The sequence below is a fragment of the Aquitalea sp. ASV11 genome, from assembly GCF_016429185.1.
GTDB lineage: Bacteria > Pseudomonadota > Gammaproteobacteria > Burkholderiales > Chromobacteriaceae > Aquitalea > Aquitalea pelogenes.
In genome coordinates this window covers 1-618 of sequence record NZ_JAELUD010000157.1, presented here as the reverse complement: position 1 = coordinate 618, position 618 = coordinate 1, and the positions used below count along the sequence as shown (strand labels likewise).

Below are 618 nucleotides of genomic sequence, written 5' to 3'. Positions count from 1 at the left end.
TCCTCGCTGTCCGGCAGCTCCAACCAGAAGCTCGGCCAGTCGGTGGGTGTGGATGAGTATGTATCCAAGTTCGAAGCCCAGAAGCTGTCGATGAAGTTGCGCGAAATGCTCAAGCTGACCAACAACTAAACCAGAACAGTCTTCATCCGGGAGAGGTATTCATATGTCAGCCACTGACGCATCCCTGCTTGCCAGCGTGGACGCCCGCACCAAGCTTGCCGGCTCCAACAAGATGGAAATCCTGCTGTTTTCGCTGGGTACCCGCGAAACCTTCGGCATCAATGTATTCAAGGTGCGCGAGGTGTCGCAGACCCCCGCCATCACCAAAACCCCCAACATGCCGTTTGGCGTGCAGGGCGTGCTGTCGTTGCGCGGCAATATCATTCCGGTGATTTCGCTGGCCCGTTTTGTCGGTTCCGAGCAAAGCGGCCGCAAGTTCGACACCATGATCGTCACCGAATTCAACAAGAGTACCCAGGCTTTCCTGGTGGATTCGGTGGACCGCATCATCCGGGTGGACTGGGACCGCGTGCGCGCCCCGGAAAACATGATGAACAGCAGCGCCACCAACTCCAACCTGATCACCGCCATCACCGAGCTGGAAGACGGCAAGCTGGT

At 57.6% G+C, this 618-nt stretch carries 1 protein-coding gene; it reads left to right on the top strand.

The window, feature by feature from the left end; genetic code table 11:
• Positions 1-163: 163 nt before the first annotated feature.
• A partial coding sequence (locus JHD62_RS21430) for a chemotaxis protein CheW (RefSeq protein ID WP_199104578.1) occupies positions 164-618 on the top strand: 455 nt, incomplete at its 3' end.